Origin of the sequence: Halomonas sp. NyZ770 (assembly GCF_020616575.1) — a bacterium.
In the GTDB taxonomy this organism is placed as follows: domain Bacteria; phylum Pseudomonadota; class Gammaproteobacteria; order Pseudomonadales; family Halomonadaceae; genus Vreelandella; species Vreelandella hamiltonii.
This window is the reverse complement of record NZ_CP085143.1, coordinates 2,546,031-2,570,720: the sequence shown is the minus strand read 5'-3', so window position 1 is coordinate 2,570,720 and position 24,690 is coordinate 2,546,031. Positions and strand designations below refer to the sequence as shown.

Sequence of the window (24,690 nt, the reverse complement as noted above, 5' to 3'; positions counted from 1 at the left end):
TGGTGAAGAGTAGAGCGGTGAAGAATAACGCAATGAAAAATAACAAGGAGGGCGTGCCGTGGTGAGTCTGTTGGCAGGGAGAGCGCTGGGTGAGGGAAATAAGGTGGCCCTGGTGCTGGGCAGCGGCGGGGCCAGAGGCTACGCGCATATCGGCGTGATCGAGGCGCTGGAAGCGCGGGGCTTCGAGATCATCTCGATAGCGGGCTGTTCCATGGGCGCTCTGATTGGCGGTATCTACGCATCGGGCAAGCTGCCCCAGTACCGGGATTGGGTGTGCCATCTCGACTATCTGGACGTGCTGAAGCTGGTCGATGTGACCTGGAGCCCCATGGGGGCCATGCGGGCCAACAAGGTCATGAGCAAGCTGGAAGAACTGGTGGGTGACGTACTGATCGAGGATCTGCCGATCCCCGTGACCACGGTGGCCACCGATCTGGTACGCCAGCGCGAAGTGTGGTTTCAAAATGGCCCGCTGCTACGCGCCATACGCGCCTCCATTGCGGTGCCTGGCGTGATTACTCCGGTGAACCTGGGCGAGCAGGTGCTGGTGGATGGCGGGCTGCTCAACCCGCTGCCGATGATGCCCATTCTGGCCGCCCATGAAGCGGATTTTGTGGTGGCGGTGAACGTGACGGCCCATAGCCCGCAGCCGGTGACCCTGGAAGAGCTGCTGCCCCGTGACGAGCCTGCCCCGCCGCAGACCCCTTCGGAGCGCGAGCGAGAGGCCAACATTGGCGGTTGGATGAGCGAAGTGCGCGCCACCACGCGCCGACTGTGGGGCGGCCTGGGCGGCGGTGAAGAAGAGAGCGATGACGATGAAACCGTCGACCTGCGCGGCAAGCGGGAGTGGGGCAAGCTGGACATGATTCTGGAGTCGTTCGATATCACCCAGGCCGCGCTGGCCAAGTACAAGGTGGCCGGGTATCCGCCGGATGTGCTGATCGAAGTGCCCAAAACCGTTTGCAGCACCTATGAGTTCCACCGCGCCAACGAGTTGATTCGCCTGGGGCGCCATCTGGCGGATCAGGCGCTGGAGCGGCGCATGCCCAGTATTGCCTCGGACGCTACCGAGTGAGCTACTGGCCGCGTTTGCGCAGCAAAATATAGACCGCCCCTGTGCCGCCATCCACGTCGGTGGCGGAGCAAAACGCCAGCACGCCAGGCCACTCTCGCAACCAGGCGTTGGTGTGGCTCTTCAGAACAGGGAAGTCCGCGCTGCTGCCCCACGCCTTGCCGTGTACCACCAGCACGCAGCGCAGCCCCTGGGCTGCGACATCGCCCAGAAAACTCTCCAGCTCCAGGCGGGCCTCTTCCAGCGTGTAGCCGTGCAGGTCGAGCCCTGCTTGCCAGGCGGTTTGCCCCCGTTTGAGCTGGCTGAAGGTGCGCCAGGGCAGGTCCGGCACGCTGAACTCCAGGTACTCGGAGGGGCGCACGGCTTCGACACGCCCGTCGGAGGTGCGGCCGCTGGCCTGTAGCGTGTTGCTTTCCACGGCGGCGCGGCGGCGGGCCTCGCGATTGTCGGGTTGCCGTTTGGGTTTGCCGGGGTCCGCCTGGTTGGTGGCAATACGGCGTACGCCTGCTTCCTGCAGTGCCTGGCGAAAGGCACTGATATCGTCGTCGTTGGGCAGGTGTCGCGTCATGGTCGGCTCGGCATCGGTGAAAGTACACGGTGATAGAGACGCACAGTATAGCGAGCCAGGCGTCGCTGTGAACCTCGTGGCTGTGAACCGAGCGGCGTCAAAGGTACAATCCTCCCATGATGTCATGTTGCCAGGAGCCCCTGTGACCACGCACTCCCCTGAAGAGCTGTCCACTTCTACGCTTTCACTGCCTGATTCGACGCTGGCACACGAGCTGATAACGCTGCGCGATTACCTGCGCTGGGTCTCCAGCGAGTTCTACCTGGCGGGCCTGCATTATGGCCACGGCACGCAGTCCCCCTGGGACGAAGCGGTCGCCCTGAGCCTGGGCGCACTGCATTTGCCCTGGAACGTCGACCCCGCCGTGCTCGATGCGCGGCTGCTCCCCATGGAGCGTTCGCGCATCATCAAGCTCGCCCGCGAGCGCATCACCACTCGTCGTCCGTTGCCCTACCTGCTGGGTGAGGCCTTCTTCGCGGGTTACCCCTTCTCGGTAGACGAGCGCGTGCTGATTCCGCGCTCGCCCATTGCCGAGCTGATCGAAGATGGCTTTGCCGCCTGGTTCCCCGAAGAGCCCCCCGCTCGGGTGCTGGACCTGTGTACCGGCTCCGGCTGTATCGGCATCGCCACGGCGCTGGTGCTGCCCACCTGTGATGTCGCGCTGGCGGATATCAGCCAGGACGCCCTGGCCGTGGCGCGCCAGAACATCACCCGTCACGATGTCGGTGATCGGGTGCGCGCCTGGGAGTCGGACGTGTTCAGCGGCCTTCAGGGGCAGACATTTGACCTGATCGTCTCGAACCCGCCCTACGTGGACGCCCGCGACCTGGCGACCATGCCCGCCGAGTTCCGCCACGAGCCGGACCTTGCGCTGGGCGCTGGCAGCGATGGGCTGGATATCGTCCGGCGTATTCTGCGTGACGCGCGCCGCCATTTGAGCGACGACGGCTGGCTGATCGTCGAGGTGGGCAACTCCGACCGTCATGTAGAGGCCGCTTTCCCCGACGTGCCCTTTATGTGGCTTGACTTCGAGCGTGGCGGCCAGGGCGTGTTTGCCCTGAGCGCCGCTGAACTCGACGCCCATGCGGCGTCTTTTGCGTGAGGAAATAACGCCCATGTCTGGCAACACCTTTGGCAAACTGTTTACCGTCACCACCTTTGGCGAAAGCCACGGCCCTGCGCTGGGGGCCATCGTCGATGGCTGCCCGCCCGGTATCGAGATTAGCGAAGCCGACCTGCAGGGCGACCTGGACCGCCGCCGCCCCGGCAGCTCCCGGCATACCACCCAGCGCAAGGAGCCGGATCAGGTCCGCATTCTCTCTGGCGTGTTCGAAGGCAAGACCACGGGGACCTCCATTGGCCTGCTGATCGAGAATACCGACCAGCGCTCCAAGGATTACTCGAAGATCAAGGATCAGTTCCGGCCCGCCCATGCCGACTACACCTACCATCACAAGTACGGGCATCGTGACTATCGGGGCGGCGGGCGCTCCAGCGCCCGTGAAACCGCCATGCGCGTGGCGGCCGGAGCCATAGCCAAAAAAGTACTGGCGGCGCAGGGCATTCAGATTCGTGGCTACATGAGCCAGCTGGGGCCGATCAAGATCGACTTCAAAGGCTGGGACAGCGTCGAGCAGAATGCCTTCTTCTGCCCCGATCCGGACAAAGTGCCTGAGCTGGAAAACTACATGGATCAGCTGCGCCGTGACCAGGACTCGGTGGGGGCAGAGATCACCGTGATTGCGGAAGGCGTGCCGGTGGGGCTTGGCGAGCCGGTGTTCGATCGTCTGGATGCTGATCTGGCGCATGGTCTGATGAGCATCAATGCGGTAAAAGGCATCGAGATTGGCGCCGGTTTTGGCTGCGTGGCACAGCGGGGCAGCGAGCACCGCGATGAGCTGACCCCTGAGGGGTTCCTCTCCAACCATGCCGGGGGCGTGCTGGGCGGTATTTCCAGTGGCCAGCCCATCGTGGCACGGCTGGCGCTGAAACCGACCTCCAGCATCACCACGCCGGGCCGCTCGATCGACGTGCACGGCGAGCCGGTGGAGGTGATTACCAAGGGGCGCCATGACCCCTGTGTGGGCATTCGTGCCACGCCGATTGCCGAAGCCATGATGGCCATGACGCTGCTGGACCACTGGCTGCGCCACCGTGGGCAGAATGCCGATGTCAGCGTTGATACACCGGCCATCGGCCAGCGATAACGCCACGGTACGCCTCGGGGTTCGCTGCTACACTCAAGCATGACGGTCAAGGAGTCGCCTATGAAGATCAACGTTGAGTTTGACCTGACGCCGGACGAGTTTCGGCGTTCGCTGGGGCTACCGGATGTCGAGGCGTTTCAGCAAAGCCTGCTGGACAACATCCAGCGCCAGATGGAGTCAGGGGTGGAGGGTTACGACCCCATGAGCCTGATGCGCCCGTTCCTGCAGCAGCCGATGATGCAGCAAGGGCTATCGCAGGGGCTGGCCAACTTCGGTACCTACCAGCAGATGATGCTGGATATGCTGCGGCAGGCGGGTTCCAGTGCCACCAGCAGCAGCCAGTCCCGCGAAGAGCAGGAGGCACCCAGCACGGCCAGCAGTCGAGGCACCAAGGCGAAAGCCGCCTCGTCACGAACCCGCGCTAAAGGGTAGGGCTGCCGCCAAAGCAGAGTTGTCAAGCGGCAAGCCAGCGATTACTCTTTGTGCGATGCACAATAATTGCGATGTGAATGAGCCACTCCAGGCTCATGCCAGGGAATGAGAGACAGGAGCTACCACAATGCAAGACAAGATGATGGAGGCGTTCAGCGCCCAGACCCGCCAGATGTTCGAGCCGATGCGCAAGATGAACTCGCTGATGCTCAACAACATGGAAAAGATGACCCAGTACCAGCTGGAAGCCATGAAGCGCTACAGCCAGATGGGGACCGAGCGTATTCGCAGTGCCACCGAAATCAACGATGCCGAAAGCCTGCGTGACTTCGGCACCCGGCAAGCGGAAATGATGAACGAGCTTTCCCAGCAGATGCAGGAAGATGCCCGCGCCATGGGCGAGATGACCCTGCAGTTCAAGACAGAAATGGAGAAGCTGTTCAGCGAAGCCGGGCAAAAAATGAGCGAACAGGCTACGGCAACCGCGAAAGGCGAGTCCTCGGCCAAGGCCACCAGCCAGTCGTCACGCAAGAGCTGATATCACGTACTGTTCGCGGCGCCGATGAGGCGCCGCGTTCTTTTGGATGAGCTGTCAGAGCGAACAATGCTCGGCACGCGAGGGGGAACTCGTATGCAGTCAGGGTGGAAAATACCGTCTCAACCGCTAACCCAGCCGGAAATGGAGGCCTGGAAAGCTCAATTGGACGACGTCGCCGAGCAGTACAAGGGGCTGCTCGAAGACCTGCTACAGCGCATCGTGCCCAGTGAAGCCGCAGACTCGGTCTACCGTGACATGCGTGAAAGCTTCGAGGCGGCAGCCCAGTCGCTGATGAGCAACCCCAACCTGCTGTGGCAAACCCAATCGCGGCTGATCCAGGACCAGTGGCTGCTGTGGCAGCAGGGCGTTCGCGCCATGGCGGGCGAGCAGGTCACGCCGCTGATCACGCCTCCCAAGCATGACCGCCGCTTCAGCGACGAGGCCTGGCGCCAGGACCCCTATTACATGGCGATCATGCAGCAGTACCTGCTGTTTTCGCAGATGGTCGAGGAGCTGGTCGGCGACCTGAACGGGCTGGACCCCACCCACAAGCGCAACCTGGCGTTCTATGCGCGTCAGGTGGTCAGCGCCATGTCGCCCACCAACTTCGTATCCACCAACCCGGAAGTCATGCGGCGTACGCTGGAGACCAAGGGACAGAACCTGGTGGACGGACTGACCCGCCTGCGCGAAGATCTGGCCAACTCGGCCGAAGGGGTCAACGTGCGCATGACCGACCGCAGCGCCTTCGGGGTCGGCGACAACATCGCCGTGACGCCGGGCTCTGTGGTATACGAAAACGAGCTGATTCAGCTGATTCAGTATGCCCCGACCACCGAGAAAACCTTCAAGACGCCGCTGTTGATCGTGCCGCCATGGATCAACAAGTATTACATTCTCGACCTGCGCGACGACAACTCGCTGGTCAAGTGGCTGGTAGAGCAGGGGCACACGGTGTTTCTGATCTCCTGGCGCAACCCTGGCCCTGCTCAACGCGACATCACCTGGGCCGACTACATGCAGCTGGGGCCGATCAGCGCCATGGAGGCCATCGAGCAGGCCTGCGGCGAAAAGTCGGTCAACCTGGTCAGCTACTGTGTGGGAGGGACGCTCACGGCGTCCACGGTGGCCTACCTGACCAGCACGCGTCGTGGCCGCAAGGTCAAGTCGGTGACCTACATGGCAACGCTGCAGGATTTCCGCGACCCGGGCGACATTGGCGTCTTTCTCAACGAGCGCGTCATTCAAGGATTGGAGCAGAGCATGCAGCTCAAGGGCTACCTGGACGGTCGCTCCATGGCCTACACCTTCAACCTGCTGCGGGAAAACGATCTGTTCTGGTCGTTCTACATCAACAACTACCTGAAAGGTGACGTGCCTGCGGCGTTCGACCTGCTCTACTGGAACACCGATGGCACCAACCTGACCGCAGGCACCCACGCCTGGTACCTGCGCCACATGTATCTGGAAAATCGCCTGGTAGAGCCCGGTGGCATCGAGCTGGACGACGTCAAGATCGACCTGCGCAAGATCTCGGCGCCCAGCTATTTCGTCTCGACCAAGGAAGACCACATTGCCAAGTGGAACAGCACTTACTACGGTGCGCTGCTGCCCAAGGGGCCAGTGACCTTCGTGTTAGGGGGCTCCGGACATATCGCCGGGATCGTCAACCCGCCGCACAAGAACAAGTACGGCTACTGGACGAACGACGAGCTGCCGGACTCCCACGATGCATGGCAGCAGGGGGCGACCTTCAACGAAGGCTCCTGGTGGCCGCACTGGCAGGCCTGGGTGACGGAGAACGGCTACGCGGATGCCGACCCGAAGAAAATGGTGCCGGCCCGTCAGCCCGGAGAGGGGGAGCTGAAAGTGATCGAGCCTGCCCCAGGCCGCTATGTGAAAATGACTATTCCAGAAGTGCTGGGGGAAATTCCCTCGGCCCGCTAAAAGCAAGGCCCCCGCTCGCCGGTCAACGGCGTCAATGCGGGGGCCAGGCAGCAGGCAGGGCTGGTAAGGTGCGTTATCCTGCGCGGCGACGTACAACCCCAGGCAGCAACAGCAGGCCTGCCAGCAGCCAGGTGGGCCAGCTACCCATGCGGGTGAAGGGCGTGAGCCCCTGCATGGCGTGGAACTCGCCGGTCAGGTAGGTGGTTTCGAACTGCGGTGCACGGTCGACGAGCCTGCCGCGGGGGTCGATGATAGCGGTAATGCCATTGCTGGTGGCACGCACCACGTAGCGGCCATTTTCCAACGCACGCAGGCGCGCCATTTGCAGGTGCTGGTGTGGGCCGATGGAGGCGCCGAACCAGGTGTCGTTGGAGACCGTGACGATGACATCGCTATCCATGGCGCGGCGTGCCACCAGCTGCGGATAGATGATCTCGTAACAGATCGCGTTACCGATGGTGACCCCGGCGGCCTGCATGGGCACCTGATGAGAGGCCCCCTTGCTAAAGCTGGACATGGGCAGGTCGAAGAAGTTGATCGCCCCGCGCAGCACGCTTTCCAGCGGCAAGTACTCACCGAACGGCACCAGATGCTCTTTCTGGTAGCTGCCTTCCACGTTGCCGACACCAATCACACTGTTGAAGTAGCGATTGGCCTCGTCCAGTTGCACGATGCCAGTGAGCAGCGCCGTTTCAGGCGGCAGGTTGCTTTGCACGCGCTCCAGTACTGGGCGCGCCTGGCTGTCGATCATGGGCAGGGCGGTCTCTGGCCACAGGATCAGGTCGACATCGTCTGCGACCTGACGGGTCAGGTCGCTGTAGATATTGGCAGCGCTGCGCTGGCCTTCCGGTGTCCATTTCAGGAGCTGCGGAAGGTTGCCCTGCAGCAGGGCCACGCGAGTGGGTTCGTCCACCGGCGTGGTCCAGTGCTGGGGCAGTGCCAGAGGCGTGAGCCAGATGGCCGCCAGCGGCAGCGCTGCCCACCACTGGCGGTGCAGGAAGGCCACACCCAGGGTGCCGCTCAAAACGACCAGCAACGAGAGCCAATAGACGCCGCCAACGGGGGCCCAGCTGGCCAGGGGCGAGTCGACGTAGCTCGACCCGACCAGCAGCCAGGGAAACCCGGTAAACAGATAGGTGCGCAGTACTTCACCCAGCACCCAGGCACCGGCGAAGGTCACTACTGCCCAACGGGGGCCGACGAAGCGTCGATAGAGCCAGAACGTACCCGCGAAAAACAGCGCCAGTACGGTCACGAACAGCGCGGTGAGAAAGACCGCCAAGGGCATGCCGGTATAGCCGTAATCATGGATCGCGACGTATACCCAGGAGGTGCCGCTGGCAAACAGTGCCACCCCGTACAGCCACCCCTTCAGCGCGGCCTGAGCCGGGCTCAGCTGATGCAGGCCCAGAAAGAGCAGGCCAATGGCGACAGGCCCCAGCCACCAGAGTTCGAAAGGGGAGGCGGTGAGCGTGGTAAAACCACCGGCCACCAGGGCGGCCAGCAGTTGAAGTGGTAACGTGGGAGTCAACCCCATAGCAATATCCTGTCAGCAGGGTGCAACGGTAACGCAGCGCCAGTGGCGGCTAGTCAGCGTCGGTCTCGTCGTCGGCATCGCGTTCACGATAGGCCTCAAGCAGGCGGATGCGCCGGTTGTCGGCATTCAGAATGACAAAGCGCCAACCGCCTAGCGTAGTGTGCTCGCCACGGCCGGGCAGGTGGCCGAATTGCTGCATGACCAGCCCCCCCACGGTGTCGAACTCGTCATCGGAAAAGGCCGTGCCAAAGCGTTCATTGAAGTCTTCGATGGGCGTCAGGGCACGGATGGCGAAGTGGCCGTTTTCCAGCGTGCGGATATCGTCCTCTTCGTCGGTATCGTGCTCGTCCTCGATATCCCCGACGATCTGTTCGAGGATATCTTCGATGGTGATGATGCCCGCCGTGCCGCCATACTCGTCCACGACGATGGCCATGTGGTTATGGGTGTCCCGGAACTCCTTGAGCAGGCTGTTGAGGCGCTTGGATTCGGGAATGAACATGGCCGGACGCAGCACGTCTTCCAGCTTGAAGGCATCGCGCTGTTCCTGAGTCTGGGAGAGCAGCGGCAGCAGGTCCTTGACCAGCAGAATGCCTTTGACGTCGTCGAGATTTTCACCCATCACCGGGTAGCGGGAGTGGCCGGTCTCCTGGATCAGCGGCAGGTAGTCGTCACTGGTCTGGTCCAGGGCGATGGCGGTGACCTGAGAGCGCGGGATGAGGATTTCGCGAACCTGCTGGGCACTGATGTCGAGGGCGCCTTCAATGATCATGATGGCGTCCTGATCCAGTTTCAGCTTGCCGGCCGTGTGGCGTAGAAACGTCATCAGCTCATCCCGTGAGCTGGGTTCGTCGCTGTCTCCGGAAAGGGCGCCAAAGAGTTTCTCGAGCCATGATTTTTGATTGGGGTTGCTCGATCGATCTTCGCTCATTGCGTCAGTTCTCTCAGTTACGGGCAAGGTAGTTCGATAAAGGGGGGTGATGACAGCTCATCGTTGTATCACTGAGTGGCGGCAGACACCACCGCTAGCAGCAGCTTTCTGCAACAAAGCCACTCACGCCTGATAAGGGTCATCGATCTTCAGGGTCGCCAGCAGCTCTCGCTCGAGCTGCTCCATCTCTTCGGCTTCCTGCTCTTCGATATGGTCATAGCCCATCAGGTGCAGGGTGCCGTGAACCACCATGTGCGCATAGTGGTGCTCCAGCGGCTTTTGCTGCTCGTGGGCTTCTTGGGCCACCACCGCATGGCAGATGACCAGATCGCCCAGCAGAGGCAGCGTGATGCCAGGCGGGTTCTCGAAAGGGAACGACAGCACGTTGGTGGGCTTGTCCTTGCCTCGGTAGTCGCGGTTCAGCGCCTGACTCTCGGCTTCATCCACGAACCGGATGGTCAGCTCCTGGCGGTCATCGTCAGGATGGCGAGCAAACACGCAGCTCACCCATTGGGTGAGCTGGTCGAGAGAAGGCAGCAGCGGTTCGTCGATGGCCGCTTGCCGATCGATCATCGGCTCGTTCATTGGTCGCCGCCTCCAGTGCGATTGCCTTGGCGTTCGAGGGCCAGCATGCGTGCTTCGCGCTCTTGCTGACGCGCCTCGCGGCGGGCGCGCTCGGTCACTTCCTGCTGCGACTCGAACTCGTCGTAGGCTTCGATGATGCGCTGCACCAGCGGGTGACGCACCACGTCCTTGGCGGCAAAGTGGGTCACACCGATGCCGGGGGTCTCCTTGAGCACGTCCAGCACCTGGGAAAGCCCCGAACGCTGGCCGCGCGGCAAGTCCACCTGGGTAATGTCACCCGTGATCACCGCCGTCGAGCCAAAGCCGATCCGCGTCAGGAACATTTTCATCTGCTCCGGCGTGGTGTTCTGGCTCTCATCGAGAATGATGTAGGAGTTGTTCAGCGTACGGCCACGCATGTACGCCAGCGGCGCGATTTCGATCACCTGGCGCTCGATCAGCTTGGCCACCTGCTCGAAGCCGATCATCTCATAGAGCGCGTCGTACAGCGGGCGCAGGTATGGGTCGATTTTCTGGGCCAGGTCGCCGGGCAAGAAGCCCAGCTTCTCGCCTGCTTCGACGGCCGGGCGCACCAGCAGGATGCGGCGCACTTCCTGCTGGTTCAGTGCCTCGACCGCCGCGGCCACCGCCAGGTAGGTCTTGCCGGTACCCGCAGGCCCGATGCCGAAGTTGATGTCGTGTTCGCGGATGCTCTGCACGTAGCGCTGCTGGTTCAGGCCGCGGGGTTTGATCATGGCACGGGGGGTGCGCATGATCACCTCGTCGCTGCCGCCTTCGCCGTCCTCTTCTTCCTCCAGGGCCTCTAGCCCTGACTCCTGCAAGAACAGGTGGACGGTATCCGCCGATAGCTCGGCGGCTGCCGTTTCACGGTACAGGTGCTCGAGGACATTGGCGGCTGCCTTGATGCGGTTGGCCGCACCGGCCAGCTGAAAAACGTTGCCACGGTTGCGCAACGTCACGTCCAGGCGGCTCTCGATCAGCTTTAGGTGCTCGTCCTGCTGGCCGCAGAGGCTGGCAAGGCGCTGCGGGTCATTGGGTTCAAGGCTTAGGGTAATGATGCGATTGGCCTGAGGTGATGGCTGGCTCAAGAGTAGGAAACCCTTTCGTTGGTGTGTGTGCGTTTCAGCTTAATGCCCCGACGGGGTCGGGGCAATTACCCAGGATAAGAGAAGGCTCAATAACGCTCGGCGGAGGCCAGCTCACCACGCAGCGAGTTGGGCAGCGCTTCGGTGATCTCGACATCCACGAAGTAGCCGATCAGCTCGGTGGGGTTGGCGGCACGGAAATTGACGACTCGGTTGTTCTCGGTGCGCCCGGAGAGCTGGCCGGGGTCCTTGGGCGAGAACCCGGTTACCAGAATGCGCTGGGTCGAGCCCACCATGCGGCGGCTGATTTGCGCCGCCTGCTGCAGGATGCGCTCCTGCAGAATGGCCAGGCGCTGCTTCTTGACGCTTTCCGGGGTGTCGTCAGGCAGGCCCGAGGCGGGGGTGCCAGGGCGTGCCGAGTAGACGAAGCTGAAGGAGTGGTCGAAGCCAATGCGATGGATCAAGTCCATGGTGGCTTCGAAATCCTCTTCGGTCTCGCCGGGGAAGCCGATGATGAAGTCGGAGGAGAAGCTGATGTCCGGGCGGTTGGCGCGGATGCGCTCCATCTTCTCGATGTACTCTTCCGCCGTATGGCCGCGCTTCATGGCGCTCAGAATGCGGTCGGAACCAGACTGTACCGGCAGGTGCAGGTGGCTCACCAGCTCCGGGATGTCGGCAAAGGCATCGACCAGACTATCGGTGAACTCCACCGGGTGCGAGGTGGTGAAGCGGATACGGTCGATACCGTCCACGGCGGCAATGCAGGCGATCAGCTCGGCCAGGTCGATCTCGTCGCCATCCTCATTGTCGCCGCGATAGGCGTTGACGTTCTGGCCCAGCAGGTTGATTTCCCGTACGCCCTGGTCGGCCAGGTGGATGACTTCATCCATGACGTCTTCGAAGGGGCGCGAGACCTCTTCGCCGCGGGTGTAGGGCACCACGCAGAAAGTGCAGTACTTGGAGCAGCCTTCCATCACCGATACGAACGCCGTGGCGCCATCCGACTTGGGCTGGGGCAGGTGGTCGAACTTCTCGATTTCGGGGAAGGTGACATCCACTGCCGCAATCTGGTTGTTCTTGCGGGCGTCGAGCATCTGGGGAACGCGATGCAGGGTTTGCGGCCCGAAGATCATGTCCACGTAAGGTGCGCGTTTGCGCAGCGCTTCGCCTTCCTGGCTGGCCACGCAGCCACCTACGCCAATGACCAGTTCCGGGTTGGCGTCCTTGAGCTTCTTCCAACGGCCCAGTTGGTGGTAGACCTTGTCCTGTGCCTTTTCACGAATCGAGCAGGTGTTCAGCAGAATGACGTCCGCTTCCTTCTCGTTGTCGGTGAGCTCCAGCTGATGGGATTCGCCGAGTAGGTCTGCCATCCGAGAGGAGTCGTACTCGTTCATTTGGCAGCCGTGCGTTTTGATGAAGAGCTTCTTCGCCATCGGTACCTGTCGTCTATGGGTCGTCTTTCTGAAGAGACGAGGGATGAATGAAAAATCGTTGGGCAGTCGCCTGCCGCTGAATGGCTGCATTATACGGACACACCGAACCAGCGGCTAGCACTCCACTTGTAATCGAGACTTGACCCGCGCGTTTCTATCAGTATACTACGCACCGTGTTTGAGCAGTTCCTCGATAGCTCAGTTGGTAGAGCAAATGACTGTTAATCATTGGGTCGCAGGTTCGAGTCCTGCTCGAGGAGCCAAACACCAACCCGAACTCTCGGCAAATGGCTGAAAAGTTAACAGGTTGGCAACGGTTCTCGCTCAAGCGCAATAGCGATACAGATGTTCCTCGATAGCTCAGTTGGTAGAGCAAATGACTGTTAATCATTGGGTCGCAGGTTCGAGTCCTGCTCGAGGAGCCAATTCGCTATTCTGCTTTTATTGCCGAAGCATGTTTCGTTGCTGACGCACAGATGTTCCTCGATAGCTCAGTTGGTAGAGCAAATGACTGTTAATCATTGGGTCGCAGGTTCGAGTCCTGCTCGAGGAGCCATTTCACTGCTTTACGTATTATCGATCTAGCCGATCAATTCTCCTCCCTTTCGTAGTTCGCCGTATTTCCTTTTCCTTTTTCTCTATTTCTAGTGCTTATCAAGCTCTGGTGCATGGCAAGGCTTTGTTGCGTCCGTTGCGTTTGCTCAAGGCGTTTAATGATGCCCTGTCGCCAGCTTTTTCGGTAGCATGAGCATCAGAACGGTAACGAACGTTGGAGAAGCGCGTGAAGGATGCAACTGGCTTGCCGGCGCTGCAGGTCTTTAAATGTTTGAGCGACGAGACGCGCTTGATGCTGGTACTGCTGATCGCCCAGGAGCGGTCGCTGTGCGTATGTGAAATGACGTATGCGCTCGAGGAGTCGCAGCCCAAGGTGTCGCGTCACTTGGCGCAGTTACGCCAGTGTGGTCTGCTGATCGACCAGCGTGAAGGGCAGTGGGTGTACTATCATCTTGCGCCGCAGCTGCCTGCATGGGCCATGGCCATCATCGAGGCGGGGGCAAAAGGCAGCGAAGTGCAGCTGGCTGGCTTGACGAAGCGCCTGTTGAAGATGGGCGATCGTCCAGCTCGGCGTGCGGCCTTGTGTTGACGGGGTAAGTGGTTCCATCAGTCGATTCGTTCATATGGCAAAACGCCAGCCCAAGGACTGGCGTTTTGCATGGAGCGTTCTGCGCGGGTCGTTTTGCTTGGACAGGCTGCTCCGTCGCCGTCAGGCGTCGGGGCAGGGGCTGCTCAGCGGCGGGCCATGCGCTGGGCTTTTTCCAGGTGCGCATAATCGAGCAGTACTTCTGCCGCTTCCAGCACATGAGCGCGGTCGACGGGAGCGGATTCGTCGCTCTCGGTGTCGGCCTCGTCATCCTGTGTGCCGTCGCTGCGGGCATCCATCCACTCTTCCAGCTCCGGGAGACCCAGTGCGCGGCGGCGCTGGTTTTCCAGTGACAGCTGCTCGGCTTCCTGAGCTTCCAGTTCGCGCTGGCGCTGTTCGCGGTTCAGGCTGACGCTGGTGTGCTGCTCGCGCAATTGGCGGGCCAGGGTGGACTGGCGCTCCAGGTAGCGGAAATTGGGGTTACCCTTGGCGCGCTCCTCATGTAACGAGAGGAGGGTAGGCAGGACCGTTTCCGGCGAGCCGTAGCGACGATACTGAACGTTCTGCACGGTGTCCCAGGGAAGGGCGTTGTCCAGGCTGCTCTCGCCAATGCGCTCGGGGTCGATCAGGCTGGGGAAGGCGATGTCCGGCTCTACGCCGCGATTCTGGGTGCTGTCGCCAGAGATGCGGTAGAACTTGGCGCGTGTCAGCTTGATCTGGCCGTGGCTCAGGTCGTTGAGGGTCTGTACCGTGCCTTTGCCAAAGGTAGAGGCGCCCACCACGATGCCTCGGCCATAGTCCTGAATGGCGCCCGCGAAGATCTCGGAGGCCGATGCCGACAGGCGGTTGACCAGAACGGTCAGGGGGCCGTCGTAGACCGTGCCTGCTTCGGTGTCGCCGTAGAGCTGGATGCGGCCTTGGGCGTCACGCACTTGTACCGTGGGGCCGCGATCGATGAACAGGCCGATCAGCGAGTTGGCTTCCTGGAGGGCGCCGCCGCCGTTATTGCGCAGGTCGAGCACGATGCCTTCCACACCCTCTTTCTTGAGGTTGTCGATCTCTCGGGCTACGTCACGGGTGGTGCTGCGGTACTCTTCTTCTCCTGCCTGCCAGGCATCGAAGTCGACGTAGAAGGTCGGTACGGTGATGACGCCGATGCGATGGGGTTCGCCTTCGCGCATGACTTCAATGACTTCGCCTTTGGCGGCCTGGTCTTCCAGGCTGACGGTGTCACGGGTGATTTCCACGATTTGCGAGCGGGTCATGTCGACCGCCTGGGCAGGCACGACGTCCAGGCGTACCACCGAGCCTTTGGGGCCGCGAATCAGATCGACCACGTTGTCCAGGCGCATGCCCACGACGTTGACCATCTCGCCATCTTCCTGGCCTACCGCAATGATGCGGTCAGCGGGCTCCAGCACTCCGGCGCGGTCGGCGGGGCCGCCGGCCACTAGGCTGGAGACCTTAACGTATTCACCGTCGGCTTGCAGCAGGGCGCCAATGCCTTCCAGCGAAAGGCTCATCTGAATGTCGAAGGATTCGCCCTGGCGGGGCGACAGGTAGCCTGTGTGCGGGTCGATGGTGCTGGACACTGCGGCCATCAGCAGGCCGAAAACGTCTTCCGATTCGGTCTGGCGCAGGCGGGTCAACTGGCCTTCGTAGCGCTGGCGCAGGTTATTCTCGATCTGCTCGTCGTCTTGACCGGTGAGTGCCAGGGTCAAGGCGTCGTTCTTGAGGCGCTTGCGCCACAGTTCATCGAGTTCACTTTCACGACTGGCCCAGGGAGCGCTCTCACGATCCACCTCCAGGCGCTCGTCGCTTTCGAATTCCAGCGAGAGGCCTTCGTCCAGGCGTGCCAGCAGCCACTCCAGGCGAGTGGTGTGGCGCTCGCTCAGGCGGTTGTAGAGTGCAAAGGCATCGTCCAATTCTCCTTCGAAAAGGGCCTCTGCCATATCGTTTTCCAGATGACGATAGGGTTCAATATCACGGTTGAGCAAATAGGCACGCTGACCATCGAGAATGTCCAGGTAGCGCTGGAAAGCCTCCTCGGACCACTGCTGGTCAAAATTAATGTTCGCGTAGTGGCCATAGCGGAGCGAATCCGCAATTTCTACGGCCGCTTGGCGTTGTTCGTCTGTCGGCGCCAGTTGCGCCATCGCTGCCGGGCTGGTCATCACCAGCATGACAGCAAGGGCGACCGAGCGCGAAAGCGTTGCAAACAAGCTCATCAGTCAAGCTCTCCCGGATTTGTGTACACTCATTCTTCCCTAGACACGCAGTTAGCCCATGAGTTGCGTAGGCCGAGGGAGCATTGTAGCAGGTCATTTACCCTGTGAGACTCAATCATTACTGTAAAGAGGATTTCCATGTCCGAGGCTTTCAACGCAGAACGTTTAACGCGACTGTGCGATTTCCTGGAGCAGTCGCCCACGCCATGGCACGCTACCCATAACATGGCGCAGCGTTTGGAGCAGGCGGGCTTTACACGCTTGGAAGAAACCGCCAACTGGCAGCTGTCGCCGGGCAAGCGTTACTACGTGACGCGCAATGACTCGTCGCTGATCGCCTTCCAGCTGCCTGCCGGAAAGTTGTCCAGCCTGCGTATGCTGGGAGCGCATACCGACAGCCCTGGGTTGCGCTTGAAGCCTAATGCCACGCAGTACTCGGCGGGCTGGATGCAGCTGGGTGTGCAGGTGTACGGCGGCGTGCTGTTGGCGCCCTGGTTCGACCGTGAGCTGGGGCTGGCAGGGCGGGTGCATGTACGCCATGCCGATGGGCGCCTGGAGAGCGTGCTGCTGAACGTGGCGCAGCCGGTGGCGATGATTCCGAGCCTGGCCATTCACATGGATCGCGACGTCAACGGCGGTCGTTCGATCAATCCGCAAACCCAGATGGCACCGGTACTGCTGCAGAGCAACGATCTCAAGCTCAACGATCTGTTGGCGCAGTGGCTGGAAGCCCAGCACGGGCTGCGTGCCGTGGATATCGTCGATTTCGAGCTGGGCTTTTACGACGTGCAGCCGCCTGCGCTGGTGGGGCTGCGCCAGGAGCTGCTGGCCAGTGCGCGGCTGGATAATCTGCTGTCGTGCTTCGTCGGGCTGGAGGCGCTGCTGGCGTGCGATGGCGAGCAGGGGGCGTTGCTGGTGGCCAACGACCATGAAGAGGTCGGTAGCGCCAGCGCCTGCGGTGCACAGGGTCCGTTCCTTGGGGACGTGCTCAAGCGCTTGAACGTGCAGGTGGGTGGCGGTAGTGAAGAGTCACTGATTCAACTGATTCAGTCGTCACTGATGATCTCCTGCGATAACGCTCACGCGTTGCACCCCAATTTCCGTGACAAGCACGATGAGCGGCATGGCCCGGCCATCAACGGCGGGCCGGTCATCAAGGTGAACGCGAGCCAGCGTTATGCCACCAACAGCGTGACCGGCGCACTGTTTCGCGATGTGTGTCGAGAAGCCGATGTGCCCGTGCAGTCATTCGTCACCCGGGCGGACATGGGCTGCGGCAGCACCATCGGTCCGATCACGGCGACCGAAGTGGGCGTGCCGACCATCGATGTGGGCTTGCCGCAGTGGGCCATGCACTCCATTCGTGAAACGTCCGGCACTCGCGACGTCGAGTATCTGACTCGCGCGTTGGTTCAGTTCCTGAATCGCGTGACGCTGCACTGATCACCCATCTGCGAATCCAGAACGGACCAGAACGAAAAAGGCCCGCTGATGAAATCAGCGGGCCTTCGCTATTGCTAGCTCGATTCGGTGTTGGTGGCTACGCCCTGATTTGAACAGGGGACCCCATCATTATGAGTGATGTGCTCTAACCAGCTGAGCTACGTAGCCGTGCAACGGGGGCGAATATTACCCACCCCTTTGTCATTCGTCAAGCATTGATTGTTTGCTTCGTTACACATTGAAGCGGAAGTGGATCACGTCGCCATCCTTGACGATGTAGTCCTTGCCTTCCAGGCGCCATTTTCCGGCATCCTTGGCACCCTGTTCGCCGCCCAGCGAGACGTAGTCGTCATAGGCGATGACTTCGGCGCGAATGAAGCCTTTCTGGAAGTCGGTGTGAATGACCCCGGCAGCTTCCGGAGCGCTGGCCCCCTGCTTGACGGTCCAGGCACGTACTTCCTTGACGCCTGCGGTGAAGTACGTCTGCAGGCCCAGCAGGGCATAGCCTGCGCGGATGACGCGATCCAGCCCCGGCTCTTCCATGCCCATTTCGGCCAGGAACATGCTGCGCTCATCGTCGTCGAGCTCGGCGATTTCGGCCTCCAGCTGGTTGCACACCGGCACGACCACAGCGGCTTCTTCGGCGGCGATCTCCTTGACGATGTCCAGGTAGGGGTTGTTCTCGAAACCATCTTCATTGACGTTGGCAATGTACATGGTGGGCTTGAGCGTCAGGAAACCAAAGCTTTTGACCTGGCGTTTCTCGTCTTCATCCAGGCCAAAGCTGCGCAGTGGCTGGCCTTCTGCCAGGTGGGGCTGAATCTTGTCCAGCACCGCCTTGGTGGCCATGGCGTCCTTGTCGCCACCCTTGACCACGCGCACCAGGCGCTGGCTGGCTTTTTCCACCGTATCCAGATCGGCCAGAGCGAGTTCCAGGTTGATGGTCTCGATGTCGGCGCGGGGGTCTACCTGGTTGGCCACGTGGATCACGTTGTCGTTGTCGAAGCAGCGCACCACGTGGGCAATGGCCTGGGTTTCACGAATGTTGGCGAGAAACTTGTTGCCGAGCCCTTCGCCCTTGGAGGCACCCGCTACCAGGCCGGCGATATCCACGAATTCCATGGTGGTCGGCAGGACTTTTTCGGGCTTGACGATGGCTGCCAGCTTATCCAGGCGTGGGTCTGGCATGGGAACGATGCCGACGTTGGGTTCGATGGTGCAGAACGGGAAGTTCTCGGCATCGATACCTGACTTCGTCAGTGCATTGAACAGGGTGGATTTGCCTACGTTGGGTAGGCCGACAATACCGCAGTTAAAGCCCATACATTACTTCCTGGCCGCTAGGCCAGCGCTATCTCGTGAGGCGCTGGCCAACAGTGAATAAACGTGTGCGATCACACGACTGATCAAACGTGCTGCTATTTTACGCTATGAAGGCGGTTCATGGCTTTAGCCCAATCGCCGGAAAGTGCCAGCGGCAGGGTGGCCAGACTCTCCTCCAGGGCGTGCGCGATGGCTTCCTGTTCGGCTTTGCCAGGGCGGCCCAGCACGTAATTGACCACTTGGCGTGCTTCCCCGGGGTGGCCGATGCCGATACGCAGGCGGTGGAACTGCTTCTGGTTGCCCAGTGCACTGATGATGTCGCGCAGGCCGTTGTGGCCGCCGTGCCCGCCACCGGTCTTGTAGCGTGCCTGGCCGGGGGGCAGGTCCAGCTCGTCATGGGCGACCAGCAGATTCTCTGGAGTGAGCTTGAAGAACTGGGTCAGCGCAGCCACCGCAGCGCCGCTGCGGTTCATGAAGGTCGAGGGGTTCAGCAGGTGCAGTTCGTGCTCGCCCAGGCGTACCTTGGCATAAAGACCCAGAAACTTCTTTTCTGGGCGCAGTTCACTGTGGGCGCTGCGGGCAAGGGCCTCGACCAGCCAAAAACCGGCGTTGTGGCGGGTTGCATCATAGTCAGCGCCGGGGTTGCCCAGCCCGATAATGGCCGTTACCTGGCTCATGTGCTCAGCTCCAGTAGGATGAAAGTGGCAGCGTGTCTCGAGTCGCAAAAAAAAATCAAGCGCCGAGGCGCTTGATTTTATCATTTCCGAGCCATGCGGGCATGGCTCGGGGCGCAATACCGCTGCGCCCTGGCTTACTCGGCGGCTTACTCGGCGCTTTCTTCTGCGTCGCCTTCGCCTTCTTCTTCAACACGTACTTTGACAGCTGTGATGCTCAGTACGGCGTTGTCGTGCTCTTCACCGTGGGACAGGTCAACGGAAGTGACGCCCGCCGGGAAGGTCAGGTCAGACAGGTGCAGGGTAGTGCCCAGCTCGACCTTGCTGATGTCCACTTCCAGAAAGTCAGGAAGATCTTTCGGCAAGCAGCTGATGGCGATTTCGTTGGCCAGTACGTGCAGTTCACCGCCCTGGTCCTTGATGCCCACACACTTCTCTTCGTTCACCACGTGCAGCGGCACGTTCATGGTGATGGCGTGAGTCGCGTCGACGCGCATGAAGTCGGCGTGGGTCAGCAGCGGCTTGAAGGGGTGGCGCTGCAGATCACGAACAACGACCTGCTCTTCGGTGCCGTCGACGACCAGCTTGATGACGGAAGAGAAGAACGACTCGTCTTCGATCGCCTTGTAGAAAGCGGTCTTTTCGACAGAGATGGATTGCGCGCCTTTCTCACCGCCGTACACAACGGCCGGTACGAATTGGTTCGCACGACGCAGGCGGCGGCTCGCACCTTTCCCCAGGTCGTTACGAACGCTGGCTTTCAGGATAAAATCAGACATGTTAATTGCCTCTTGGTTTAAGTAAGGAAACGCCGCCGCCCGCGACCAGACGACGACGTTCCCATGGCCCCAGAAGGGGGCTTGTCACATCAGGCGATCAGTGGAACATCGCGCTGACGGATTCTTCGTTGCTGACGCGGCGAATGGCTTCCGCAATCAGGCCAGCAACGCTCAACTGGCGAATCTTTCCGCTGCGACGCGCATGGTCGGCCAGCGGAATGGTGTCGGTCACCACGACTTCATCCAGTACGGAGTTGGTAATGTTGTCTACCGCCGGGCCCGACAGGATCGGGTGGGTGGCATAGGCGACGACCCGCGCCGCGCCATGATCTTTCAAGGCTTCACCCGCTTTGCACAAGGTGCCTGCGGTATCGATCATGTCATCGACGACCACGCAGGTGCGGCCTTCGATTTCACCGATGATGTGCATGACCTGCGCCTGGTTGGCCTGGGGGCGGCGCTTGTCGATGATGGCCAGGTCGGCATTCAACTGCTTGGCGATGGCGCGAGCACGTACTACGCCGCCGACATCGGGGGATACCACCACCAGATCGTCGTAGTTCTGACGTTCGATGTCGTCGAGCAGGATCGGAGAGCCATAGACGTTGTCCACCGGCACATCGAAGAAGCCCTGAATCTGGTCGGCATGCAGGTCCATGGTCATGACGCGGTCGACGCCTGCTTTTACCATCATGTCGGCCACTACTTTTGCCGAGATGGGGACGCGGGCGGAGCGTACACGACGATCCTGGCGGGCATAGCCGAAGTAGGGAACCACTGCCGTGATACGAGCAGCCGATGCACGACGCAGGGCGTCGACCATCAGAATGAGTTCCATCAGATTGTCATTCGTCGGCGCGCAGGTGGATTGCAGGATAAAGACATCCTTGCCACGCACGTTCTCATTGATCTCGACCGCGATTTCGCCGTCGCTAAATTGACCCACCGTGGCATTACCCATGCGGCTGTCCAAGCTCTCGGCAATCTTTTGAGCGAGTTCGGGATTGGCATTCCCGGTGAAGACCATCAATTTTGACACGCGCAGCCACCTTTGCAGTGTTGGGGATCAGGGGAGAAAACGCAGATCAACATCAGGATTGGCTGGGGTACCAGGATTCGAACCTGGGAATGCCGATACCAAAAACCGGTGCCTTACCACTTGGCGATACCCCAGCAAACAGCCTGATGCGACGACCGGGCGCTTTCAGCAGCCCAGAGCATCTTGTAGGGGAGAGGTGTTGAGCCCTTTGGCCACCCAGGCGTTCCAGCGCTGGTTGGCTTGCTTGGCCACTGCCTGTGCTGCCTCTTGTGTGTCGAAGGCGGCAAACAGACAAGCGCCCGTACCGGTCAATCGGCACGGTGCATACTGTGCGAGCCAGTCAAGTGCATCCGCAATGAGCGGGTAGCCTTTCCTGACCGTTGCCTCGCAGTCGTTGCGCCATTCGGCCGCTCCCCCCTGCAGTGCGCGCGCCATAGTAATGGGGAGGCTGTCGCGTGTCAATTCCGCATCCTGGAAGATGGCGGGCGTCGAGACGCTCACGCCGGGGTGAATCACCACAAACCAGGGGGTGTCCAACGTGACCGGAGTGAGCCGTTCGCCAACGCCTTCTGCCCAGGCGCTGTGGCCATGCACGAACACCGGAACGTCGGCGCCCAGGCTCAGCCCCAGCGTGGCCAGGGTCTGGCGATCCAGACCCAGCTGCCACAGCTGATTGAGACCTACCAGCACGGTGGCGGCATTGGAGCTGCCGCCACCGAGGCCGCCGCCCATGGGAAGGCACTTGTCGATGGAGATCGATACGCCGTTGTGATGGCCGCTTTTCTGCTGTAGCAGGCGTGCGGCACGGACGATCAGATTGTCATCGTCGGCAACGCCTGCCAGCGGCGTGGTCAGCTCGATACGGCTGTCCTGGCGTTGCGTGAGCGTCAGCGTGTCGCACAGGTCGATCAGCTGAAACAGCGTTTGCAGCTCGTGGTAGCCGTCTGGTCGACGGCCCACGATATGCAGCATGCGATTCAGTTTGGCCGGAGCCGGTAGAATCAGCGAATGGGGTGTTGCGGACATGCCGGTTCTCTAAAATGAAAGTGCAGGGCGATGAAGCGGCGCTTATTCGGCCGTGCGGCTGGCAGCCTGCCACTGGTTGACTACCAGGGTGATGCGTACCTCGCCGTAGTTCATGACCAGACGGCGGGGCAGCCACATCTCTTCTACCCGCTCCCAGTCACGGTAGTCGATTTCCCAGCCATCCTGCTGCAGGAAGCGGGGGAAGCCCAGCTCGTCGGTTTCCAGCTGATAGCTGGCGTGGTCGCCGGGCAAGCCGCGCACCCAGTCGGGCATGGCGCGTACCGGGAGTGACCAGCCAAGCTGCTCTTCCATCAGGGCTTCCGGAGTTTCGGCTTCGAAGCGGCCGTCGCTGGTGCTCAGCGAAAAGCGTCCTTCACGTCCTTCCAGTACGCTGCGTCCGCCGCCAAAGGGACCGCTGATCAGCATGCGGAAGTAGAACGGTGTCTGGTTCCAGTCGAGGTTGGCGCTGATGTTTTCCTGGGGGGTGCGCAAGCCTGCTTTGCCCACCAGTGTCCAGCTGTCGAAATCTTCGACCTGCGCCTGCTGGCGCTCCCACTGGCCTGCCTGACGACCGCTTTCGTCGACTGGTGCCTGGCTGGCGCAGCCGGCCAGGGTCAAGAGGGCAAGGGCGGCTACCCATAGACGCGCAGTAGGCAGGCAACCAGACAGTCGGGGGCTTGCCGAACGAGCGAAGGGAAATGACGTAGTCAACATTAGAAGCTCCATGTCAGTAGGGTCTGGATCCAGAAGAGTGCACTATTAGGGCGTGCTGGCGGGCGTTAGTTCAGGATGCCGTTCCAGCAGTTCGTCTATTTGGGGGTGATGGTCGGCACGCCGCATGGCTCGGGCGATGGCTTGACGCGCTTCGTCGCTGCGCCCCAAGGCATGCAGCACTTCGGCCAAGTGGGCGGATACTTCCTGATCGGGGAGTCGCGAATAGGCGCTTTCCAGCCATGCCAGGGCGTCATCCAGTTTGCCCAGTCGGAAGTATACCCAGCCCAGGCTATCCATGATGGCCGGGTTGTCGGGATCGACTTCATAGGCGCGCTCGATCAGGTCCCGGGCTTCTTCCAGGCGCTCGGTGATGTTCAGGTCGGCCAGGGTATAGCCCAGCGCATTCAGGGCATCGGGGTTGTTGGGCTCGGTGCGCAGGATCTGCTGCAGGTCGCGCTCCATGGCCGCCAGGTCGCCCATCTCCCAGCCACGCATGGCACGCAGGTACAGCAGTCGCGTGTCGTCGGGCGTGCGGGTGATTTCTCGGTCCAGCAGGGCGCTTGCCTCTTGCTCCATGGCGAGATCGTCCAGCAGCTGCACTTCGAGCAGTACCAGATCGCCAAAGTAGGTGTCGTGGCGCATGCGCTCGATGCGCAGGAAGGCGCGCGCGTCCAGCAGGCGGTCGTCGTCGATCAGCATGCGAGCGGCGGCTGCTCGCGCAGGCAGGAACTCGTTGCCATCGCGCACCTGGCGGTAATAGAGCAGGGCGTTGTCGATATCGCCTTGGGATTGTGCAATGGCGCCCAGCAGAAAGTAGGCAATATTGGGAATTCTGTCCTGGCCGATCAGAGGCTGCAGCAGCCGATAGGCGGGCTCACTGTGGCCCTCTTCGAGATAGAGCTGAGCCAGGGCGATGCGCAGTTCCTGATTGCCGCCGTGGGTTTCCAGCAGGGCGTTGGTCTGGGTTTCGGCGGCGGTAATGTTGTTGAGGCGGATTTCGGCCTGGGCCAGCATGAGAATGAAGCGCACGTCATCGGGTGACAGGCTCAGCCCTTGCTGGGCCGCCCGCTGAGCTGCGCGGTGGTCGCCGCTTTCCAGCGCCAGGCGTGCCTTGGCCAGCCACAGTGCTGCGGACTCGGGCTCGCGCTGCTCGACCAGGTCGAGGTGCTGCCGAGCGGTTTGTGTCTCGCCCAGGGCGGCTTCGATGAGCGCTGTGCCCAGCAGCACATCGCTGTAGGAGTCGCGCTCGGCAGCAGCCGGTTGCGCCAGATAGGTGCGTAACGGCTGTACCAGGACATTGAGTGGCGCTTCTTCTGCCACCGCAAGCTCGGCGAAACTCGATATGTCGCCGTAGCCGCCCGATTCGGCAATCACCAGCCGCTGTTCCAGGCTGTCCAGCCAGTCACCGCGCTGCAGTGACAGGGCGGCCAGCAGCCGGTTGGGCGTTTCCGCGGTGGGCGACAGCTCGCGCCAGCGTAGCGCAGATGCTTCCATCAACGCGGCGTCGTTGCCAAAGCGTGCCGCAAAGGTGGCGCGCTCGGCCAGCCCGGGCGCGCTGTAGCGCTGGGCGGCTTCCAGGTAGCCACGGCTTGCATAACGATAGTCGCCGCGCTGGCCAGCCAGCTCGGCGGCCAGCAGCGTGCTGAGCCCTGCCGCATCCAGGCCGCGTGTGACTGGCGGGGCCGTCAGCATGGGGTCGCGGCTAGCGCTCATGAACCCGCGATCTGGAAGCGTGGAGGACAGCTGACAGCCGCTCAACAGCAGCGTCGCGGCCAGCGGTAACAGAGGGAGACCCGATAGTGCTCGGGACAAACCCGGAAGTGTTGCGCGGTGGGGCATGCGTATCTCGATCAAGTGGCCGAGTGTTCAGCATAGCGGCTTGGCTGCCTGCGGCAAAGTGGTGTGCGCCAGAACATGCAGTGTTGTGATAGAATGTTCCACCTTGAAAGCGGGCCGAGTCAGCACAATTCACCCGTAAAGCTGCCTTG

At 61.5% G+C, this 24,690-nt stretch carries 22 protein-coding genes and 5 tRNA genes; 11 read left to right on the top strand and 16 right to left on the bottom strand.

Going from position 1 to position 24,690, the window contains the following annotated elements; genetic code table 11:
- Positions 1-58 precede the first annotated feature (58 nt).
- Positions 59-1,075 carry a patatin-like phospholipase family protein gene (locus LG409_RS11850; protein WP_170919474.1) on the top strand — a complete coding sequence of 339 codons (1,017 nt, stop codon included), beginning with the start codon at positions 59-61 and terminating at the stop codon, positions 1,073-1,075.
- A gap of 1 nt (position 1,076) precedes the next feature.
- Here LG409_RS11850 and LG409_RS11845 read toward each other — a convergent pair whose 3' ends face one another.
- On the bottom strand, positions 1,077-1,640 hold the full coding sequence (locus LG409_RS11845; RefSeq protein ID WP_227406728.1) for a Smr/MutS family protein: 564 nt from the start codon (positions 1,638-1,640) through the stop codon (positions 1,077-1,079).
- Positions 1,641-1,764: 124 nt separating this feature from the next.
- Here LG409_RS11845 and prmB point away from each other — a divergent pair, with 124 nt between their 5' ends.
- From prmB to phaC, 5 genes are all read left to right on the top strand, one after another.
- The gene (gene prmB, locus LG409_RS11840) at positions 1,765-2,742 is read left to right on the top strand and encodes a 50S ribosomal protein L3 N(5)-glutamine methyltransferase (protein WP_170919475.1); all 978 of its coding nucleotides are present in this window, start codon (positions 1,765-1,767) and stop codon (positions 2,740-2,742) included.
- A 13-nt stretch (positions 2,743-2,755) separates the two neighbouring features.
- On the top strand, positions 2,756-3,847 hold the full coding sequence (aroC, locus tag LG409_RS11835) for a chorismate synthase (RefSeq protein ID WP_096922644.1): 1,092 nt from the start codon (positions 2,756-2,758) through the stop codon (positions 3,845-3,847).
- A gap of 60 nt (positions 3,848-3,907) precedes the next feature.
- Positions 3,908-4,279 carry a DUF6489 family protein gene (locus LG409_RS11830; protein WP_081137535.1) on the top strand — a complete coding sequence of 124 codons (372 nt, stop codon included), beginning with the start codon at positions 3,908-3,910 and terminating at the stop codon, positions 4,277-4,279.
- Positions 4,280-4,406: 127 nt separating this feature from the next.
- Positions 4,407-4,817, top strand: coding sequence for a phasin family protein (locus LG409_RS11825; RefSeq protein WP_081137536.1), 411 nt, complete (start codon positions 4,407-4,409; stop codon positions 4,815-4,817).
- A 93-nt stretch (positions 4,818-4,910) separates the two neighbouring features.
- Complete coding sequence (gene phaC, locus LG409_RS11820) at positions 4,911-6,764, top strand: class I poly(R)-hydroxyalkanoic acid synthase (RefSeq protein WP_227406727.1); 1,854 nt, start codon at positions 4,911-4,913, stop codon at positions 6,762-6,764.
- A 73-nt stretch (positions 6,765-6,837) separates the two neighbouring features.
- Here the strand turns inward: phaC and lnt are convergent, their stop codons facing one another.
- The 5 genes from lnt to miaB form a co-directional block, all read right to left on the bottom strand.
- Entirely contained in the window at positions 6,838-8,301 is a 1,464-nt protein-coding gene (lnt, locus tag LG409_RS11815; protein ID WP_227406726.1) for an apolipoprotein N-acyltransferase, read from the bottom strand.
- Positions 8,302-8,350: 49 nt separating this feature from the next.
- Positions 8,351-9,232 (bottom strand): HlyC/CorC family transporter, encoded by an 882-nt coding sequence (locus LG409_RS11810; RefSeq protein ID WP_227406725.1) that lies wholly within the window; start codon positions 9,230-9,232, stop codon positions 8,351-8,353.
- Between the two features lie 123 nt (positions 9,233-9,355).
- Positions 9,356-9,817, bottom strand: coding sequence for an rRNA maturation RNase YbeY (gene ybeY, locus LG409_RS11805; protein ID WP_227406724.1), 462 nt, complete (start codon positions 9,815-9,817; stop codon positions 9,356-9,358).
- Positions 9,814-10,905 (bottom strand): PhoH family protein, encoded by a 1,092-nt coding sequence (locus tag LG409_RS11800; RefSeq protein WP_227406723.1) that lies wholly within the window; start codon positions 10,903-10,905, stop codon positions 9,814-9,816. The genes ybeY and LG409_RS11800 overlap by 4 nt, the downstream gene beginning before the upstream one ends.
- Positions 10,906-10,991: 86 nt before the next feature.
- Complete coding sequence (gene miaB, locus LG409_RS11795; protein ID WP_039181090.1) at positions 10,992-12,335, bottom strand: tRNA (N6-isopentenyl adenosine(37)-C2)-methylthiotransferase MiaB; 1,344 nt, start codon at positions 12,333-12,335, stop codon at positions 10,992-10,994.
- Between the two features lie 187 nt (positions 12,336-12,522).
- On the opposite strand from miaB, the gene LG409_RS11790 reads away from it, so the two are divergent.
- The 4 genes from LG409_RS11790 to LG409_RS11775 all read left to right on the top strand — a co-directional run bounded on the left by LG409_RS11790 (position 12,523) and on the right by LG409_RS11775 (position 13,479).
- Positions 12,523-12,598 (top strand) — tRNA-Asn (locus LG409_RS11790).
- An 86-nt stretch (positions 12,599-12,684) separates the two neighbouring features.
- A tRNA-Asn gene (locus LG409_RS11785) sits at positions 12,685-12,760 on the top strand.
- Between the two features lie 55 nt (positions 12,761-12,815).
- Positions 12,816-12,891 (top strand) — tRNA-Asn (locus LG409_RS11780).
- 291 nt (positions 12,892-13,182) lie between these two features.
- The gene (locus tag LG409_RS11775; protein WP_229800785.1) at positions 13,183-13,479 is read left to right on the top strand and encodes a metalloregulator ArsR/SmtB family transcription factor; all 297 of its coding nucleotides are present in this window, start codon (positions 13,183-13,185) and stop codon (positions 13,477-13,479) included.
- Positions 13,480-13,622: 143 nt separating this feature from the next.
- On the opposite strand, the gene LG409_RS11770 is transcribed toward LG409_RS11775, so the two are convergent.
- Entirely contained in the window at positions 13,623-15,704 is a 2,082-nt protein-coding gene (locus LG409_RS11770) for a carboxy terminal-processing peptidase (protein WP_227406722.1), read from the bottom strand.
- A 138-nt stretch (positions 15,705-15,842) separates the two neighbouring features.
- Between LG409_RS11770 and LG409_RS11765 the strand changes: the two genes are divergently transcribed.
- Positions 15,843-17,147, top strand: a complete 1,305-nt coding sequence (locus tag LG409_RS11765; RefSeq protein WP_039181083.1) for a M18 family aminopeptidase — start codon at positions 15,843-15,845, stop codon at positions 17,145-17,147.
- A 91-nt stretch (positions 17,148-17,238) separates the two neighbouring features.
- Here the strand turns inward: LG409_RS11765 and LG409_RS11760 are convergent.
- The 9 genes from LG409_RS11760 to LG409_RS11720 all read right to left on the bottom strand — a co-directional run bounded on the left by LG409_RS11760 (position 17,239) and on the right by LG409_RS11720 (position 24,415).
- Positions 17,239-17,315 (bottom strand) — tRNA-Met (locus LG409_RS11760).
- A 63-nt stretch (positions 17,316-17,378) separates the two neighbouring features.
- Positions 17,379-18,470: a redox-regulated ATPase YchF gene (gene ychF, locus LG409_RS11755; protein WP_227406721.1), complete on the bottom strand. Its 1,092-nt coding sequence runs from the start codon at positions 18,468-18,470 to the stop codon at positions 17,379-17,381.
- A 95-nt stretch (positions 18,471-18,565) separates the two neighbouring features.
- A complete protein-coding gene (gene pth, locus LG409_RS11750; protein WP_016914434.1) occupies positions 18,566-19,147 on the bottom strand; it encodes an aminoacyl-tRNA hydrolase in 582 nt (193 codons plus the stop codon).
- Between the two features lie 146 nt (positions 19,148-19,293).
- Positions 19,294-19,923, bottom strand: a complete 630-nt coding sequence (locus LG409_RS11745; RefSeq protein WP_227406720.1) for a 50S ribosomal protein L25/general stress protein Ctc — start codon at positions 19,921-19,923, stop codon at positions 19,294-19,296.
- Between the two features lie 97 nt (positions 19,924-20,020).
- Positions 20,021-20,962 (bottom strand): ribose-phosphate pyrophosphokinase, encoded by a 942-nt coding sequence (locus tag LG409_RS11740; protein ID WP_172416021.1) that lies wholly within the window; start codon positions 20,960-20,962, stop codon positions 20,021-20,023.
- Positions 20,963-21,021: 59 nt separating this feature from the next.
- Positions 21,022-21,096 (bottom strand) — tRNA-Gln (locus LG409_RS11735).
- A 31-nt stretch (positions 21,097-21,127) separates the two neighbouring features.
- The gene (gene ispE, locus LG409_RS11730) at positions 21,128-21,988 is read right to left on the bottom strand and encodes a 4-(cytidine 5'-diphospho)-2-C-methyl-D-erythritol kinase (RefSeq protein ID WP_227406719.1); all 861 of its coding nucleotides are present in this window, start codon (positions 21,986-21,988) and stop codon (positions 21,128-21,130) included.
- 42 nt (positions 21,989-22,030) lie between these two features.
- Complete coding sequence (gene lolB, locus LG409_RS11725) at positions 22,031-22,702, bottom strand: lipoprotein insertase outer membrane protein LolB (RefSeq protein ID WP_227406718.1); 672 nt, start codon at positions 22,700-22,702, stop codon at positions 22,031-22,033.
- A gap of 45 nt (positions 22,703-22,747) precedes the next feature.
- Positions 22,748-24,415, bottom strand: a complete 1,668-nt coding sequence (locus tag LG409_RS11720) for a tetratricopeptide repeat protein (protein WP_446719069.1) — start codon at positions 24,413-24,415, stop codon at positions 22,748-22,750.
- Positions 24,416-24,690 lie beyond the last annotated feature (275 nt).

Coding starts and splice junctions, on each gene's coding strand:
- LG409_RS11775 (WP_229800785.1), top strand. CDS start 13,183: ATGCTGGTACTGCTGATCGCCCAGGAGCGGTCGCTGTGCGTATGTGAA.
- lnt (WP_227406726.1), bottom strand. CDS start 8,301: ATGGGGTTGACTCCCACGTTACCACTTCAACTGCTGGCCGCCCTGGTG.
- LG409_RS11845 (WP_227406728.1), bottom strand. CDS start 1,640: ATGACGCGACACCTGCCCAACGACGACGATATCAGTGCCTTTCGCCAG.
- LG409_RS11720 (WP_446719069.1), bottom strand. CDS start 24,415: ATGAGCGCTAGCCGCGACCCCATGCTGACGGCCCCGCCAGTCACACGC.
- phaC (WP_227406727.1), top strand. CDS start 4,911: ATGCAGTCAGGGTGGAAAATACCGTCTCAACCGCTAACCCAGCCGGAA.
- LG409_RS11810 (WP_227406725.1), bottom strand. CDS start 9,232: ATGAGCGAAGATCGATCGAGCAACCCCAATCAAAAATCATGGCTCGAG.
- prmB (WP_170919475.1), top strand. CDS start 1,765: ATGTTGCCAGGAGCCCCTGTGACCACGCACTCCCCTGAAGAGCTGTCC.
- aroC (WP_096922644.1), top strand. CDS start 2,756: ATGTCTGGCAACACCTTTGGCAAACTGTTTACCGTCACCACCTTTGGC.
- ispE (WP_227406719.1), bottom strand. CDS start 21,988: ATGTCCGCAACACCCCATTCGCTGATTCTACCGGCTCCGGCCAAACTG.
- lolB (WP_227406718.1), bottom strand. CDS start 22,702: ATGTTGACTACGTCATTTCCCTTCGCTCGTTCGGCAAGCCCCCGACTG.
- pth (WP_016914434.1), bottom strand. CDS start 19,147: ATGAGCCAGGTAACGGCCATTATCGGGCTGGGCAACCCCGGCGCTGAC.
- ybeY (WP_227406724.1), bottom strand. CDS start 9,817: ATGAACGAGCCGATGATCGATCGGCAAGCGGCCATCGACGAACCGCTG.
- miaB (WP_039181090.1), bottom strand. CDS start 12,335: ATGGCGAAGAAGCTCTTCATCAAAACGCACGGCTGCCAAATGAACGAG.
- LG409_RS11825 (WP_081137536.1), top strand. CDS start 4,407: ATGCAAGACAAGATGATGGAGGCGTTCAGCGCCCAGACCCGCCAGATG.
- ychF (WP_227406721.1), bottom strand. CDS start 18,470: ATGGGCTTTAACTGCGGTATTGTCGGCCTACCCAACGTAGGCAAATCC.
- LG409_RS11770 (WP_227406722.1), bottom strand. CDS start 15,704: ATGAGCTTGTTTGCAACGCTTTCGCGCTCGGTCGCCCTTGCTGTCATG.
- LG409_RS11830 (WP_081137535.1), top strand. CDS start 3,908: ATGAAGATCAACGTTGAGTTTGACCTGACGCCGGACGAGTTTCGGCGT.
- LG409_RS11745 (WP_227406720.1), bottom strand. CDS start 19,923: ATGTCTGATTTTATCCTGAAAGCCAGCGTTCGTAACGACCTGGGGAAA.
- LG409_RS11765 (WP_039181083.1), top strand. CDS start 15,843: ATGTCCGAGGCTTTCAACGCAGAACGTTTAACGCGACTGTGCGATTTC.